This is a genomic window from Nocardioides antri, assembly GCF_008373765.1.
GTDB classification, from domain to species: domain Bacteria; phylum Actinomycetota; class Actinomycetes; order Propionibacteriales; family Nocardioidaceae; genus Nocardioides; species Nocardioides antri.
In genome coordinates this window covers 1-2,780 of the sequence record NZ_VUJW01000022.1, presented here as the reverse complement: position 1 = coordinate 2,780, position 2,780 = coordinate 1, and the positions used below count along the sequence as shown (strand labels likewise).

Below are 2,780 nucleotides of genomic sequence, written 5' to 3'. Positions count from 1 at the left end.
GCCGACCGACCGCTAATCGGCAGGATCGCGCACTGACGGCGGCAGTAGCGGGCGGCTACCTGGCACGGAAGGCGAACGTTCCGCGTGGGCCTGGGGCGCAGTTGCGCATCTCTGCCCTGAGCGTCGGGATTGCCTGGTCACGGAGCGCGAGCAGCACCTCCTGGGCCACCGCGTCCTCGTTGCTGCCGTCGCTCAGCAAGAGCCACCAATGATCTTCGCCATGGGTGAGGAAGCCCAAGCGCTGCTGATACCGATGAAGTGCAACCGTGTTGGGGCTCGGCTTGGCGGAGTACCAGGGATGCTCCTCCCGCGCGCGTTGCCAGTCGTCCTTGCCGACAACCATCAGGTTGACCGTGAACTTCGCAACCTCAGCAGTGCTGCCCGTCGAAGTCTGGAACCCGAGCATCGCCCAGTCGTGATCGTCAGGGACGCAGAAGACCTTGCCGGAGCCCGTGAGGCCGAGGTCTCGCAATGCAGGTGCCCAGTGATCACGGACCACGGCCTTGAAACGGTCCTGTGCTGCGCCCACCCGATCACCCTACGAAGGGTCGTCCGCCGACGCGCGCTATTCGGCTACCGCGTGCGGCAGGAGCGGACGTCAGGTTTCCGGCTCCCAGCGCAAGAAGACCCACTCCTCGTCCGTCAGCAGGTCGCGGGTCGCGTTGGGCACCGCGTGAAAGGCCACGGACACCGCCGGCGGGAAGTCGGCGATGCAGTGGGTCTCGGCTAACGACACGCACTCAGCCTGCACGTCTCCGACCTCACCCTCGTACAAGAACCGAGCTTCGACGCCCCCACGATCCAACGATCCCTCGTACGAGACCGTGACTCCGCGTAAGTCAGCGGTGACCGCCTCCCATAAGGCGCGTTGCATCGACAACAGCACGTGAGTCCTCATGTCCGCCACGATCTGAGTATTGCCCTCATCGCTGCGGGTTCCGCGCATGCCGTGCGGCAGTAGCGTGCGGCTCCGCGCACGCCGTGCGGCAGTAGCGTGCGGCTCCGCCCGCGCAGGGCGGCAATAGCGGGGCGTTTCAGTCCGGCTGGAAGATGACGCGCTCAGTGACCGGGGTTCCGAGCTGCACGAACTGCTCCAACGCCTCGACCGCGTGCGCAAGCGGTACCTGCCATGCGCTCGGTGACTCGACCAGGAGCCGAAGTAGTCATAGATCAGATGACCGTCGCCACCACCGCCGACGCTGTGGTGACTCTCACCGAGCGAATCGACCCAGACGAGAACGGCCCATTCGCCGTCAGTGCCGAGCGAGAGCGAAGAGCGGTCCTCCCGGACAACCTCCGCTGCCGGGTGACCGCGTTCAGAGGAGCGGCCCAGTACCTCGCGCAGGAGGTCAGTCACTTGCCAGCCCGGCCCGATGTAGCCTTCGCGGGTTGCCTCCTCCGCCGGGTCGAAGAATCGCGTTCGGGTCATGGTTTCGACCCTGCCAGAGCAACTGGCCGAGGGCACGCTCATCGGCCCGAGCGCGCACTATGGGCGGCAGTAGCGGACGGGGGCATTGCTGTCTGAGGGAAACAACACGGCGTCATGGCTCCGACCAAGCGACATTGACGGCCACGATCTCGCCGTCGCCGTCGCCGTCGGCGTCGCCGTCGGCGTTGATGGAGAGGGTGATCGCAAACGAGTCAGCACAGGAACTCCCTGCGGTGATGGCCACGTGACCCCTTGAGGTGGGCTCGCGCGGAATCAACTGCACCGGGCCACATGGCAGGTCCGGCGTTGCGGCAGTGATCCGGAGGGGACCTTGATGTGAACGTAGCTCCCGGATCGGTTCTACCGCCGAAAAGGGACATGTCCGTGCCGCGTATCCGCCCTCTCCCGCGGGACATCCTTGCCAGGCGTCCGGGTCGTCAAGATGCGACTGCTCGATCGTTGTCACGAGTTGTCCGCCGACGTAGAGGTTCACCGATTCGTTCGCGGGTGGACTATCCACCTTCTCGCGCGCGAAGGCAATGAAGCGTTCGGCCACTCCGCGCGATACCTCGGTGAGCCCGCAAGAGAGGGCGTCGACTCTGACCCATACCTGCGCCGGTTCGTTTCGGCGGCGCGGAATGTGCTGGTCGACCACGCGCGACTGGACGTTGCAGCCCCGGCCGGGCGACCGATGAACGATCACATGGAACCCGGAGTCGCGAAGGATCGATCGCGCGCGTCGAGGACGAGCCCCCACGACCGTGAGCTCCTGCGCAGGACGTGCGGTTGAACTGGGTAGTGGAGTGTCGACCGGATGATTCGCTGATTCTGGTGGAACGCTTCTTTGCGGCCCAGAGCACGCTGCCAGGACGACGCCTAATGCCACCCCGCCGATGAAGGTCGACACCAATCGCGGGGGCCGCGACGGAGTAGTCATGCCATTAGCACGCCTTGCTCTGCTCAATGGTTGACGCGAGGTCACTGAGCATCAACAGACGCCCATCAGTTAGAGCGCGCGCAGCGACAAGCGGCAGTGCGGGCGCCGCGTCGGCGGATAGGGGGTTTAGCGTGCTGCTGAACCACGCCCGCGGGCGTACAGAAGCAGCCAAGGGCCGATGCCAAGCGTCCCACCGAGAAGGATCACGGGAAATCCAGGTCCCCGCTTGAAGAGAAGCGGAATGCCAACGATCAGCCCTGCGACGAAGAACAGCGGCGCTAGGACGCAGAGAACCTTTAGCCAAACCGGCGCGCCAGTCCATCCCAACGTCATAAGCGCCTACATACCCACGTGCGTGCGGGGCAACCGCTGCTCGCCGCGGCGCACGCCGTGCGGCAGTTGAGGGCGTTTCGT

Annotated in this window: 3 protein-coding genes; all 3 read right to left on the bottom strand. The window is 65.4% G+C overall.

Features of this window, described 5'->3' with window-relative positions; translation table 11 throughout:
- Window positions 1–55: 55 nt before the first annotated feature.
- On the bottom strand, window positions 56–529 hold the full coding sequence (locus tag F0U47_RS20260; protein WP_149752310.1) for a DUF4304 domain-containing protein: 474 nt from the start codon (window positions 527–529) through the stop codon (window positions 56–58).
- Window positions 530–598: 69 nt separating this feature from the next.
- Window positions 599–898: a MafI2 family immunity protein gene (locus F0U47_RS22615; RefSeq protein WP_497463088.1), complete on the bottom strand. Its 300-nt coding sequence runs from the start codon at window positions 896–898 to the stop codon at window positions 599–601.
- A 643-nt stretch (window positions 899–1,541) separates the two neighbouring features.
- The gene (locus F0U47_RS20255; protein WP_149752309.1) at window positions 1,542–2,084 is read right to left on the bottom strand and encodes a hypothetical protein; all 543 of its coding nucleotides are present in this window, start codon (window positions 2,082–2,084) and stop codon (window positions 1,542–1,544) included.
- Window positions 2,085–2,780: the final 696 nt, after the last annotated feature.

Coding starts and splice junctions, on each gene's coding strand:
- F0U47_RS22615 (WP_497463088.1), bottom strand. CDS start 898: ATGAGGACTCACGTGCTGTTGTCGATGCAACGCGCCTTATGGGAGGCG.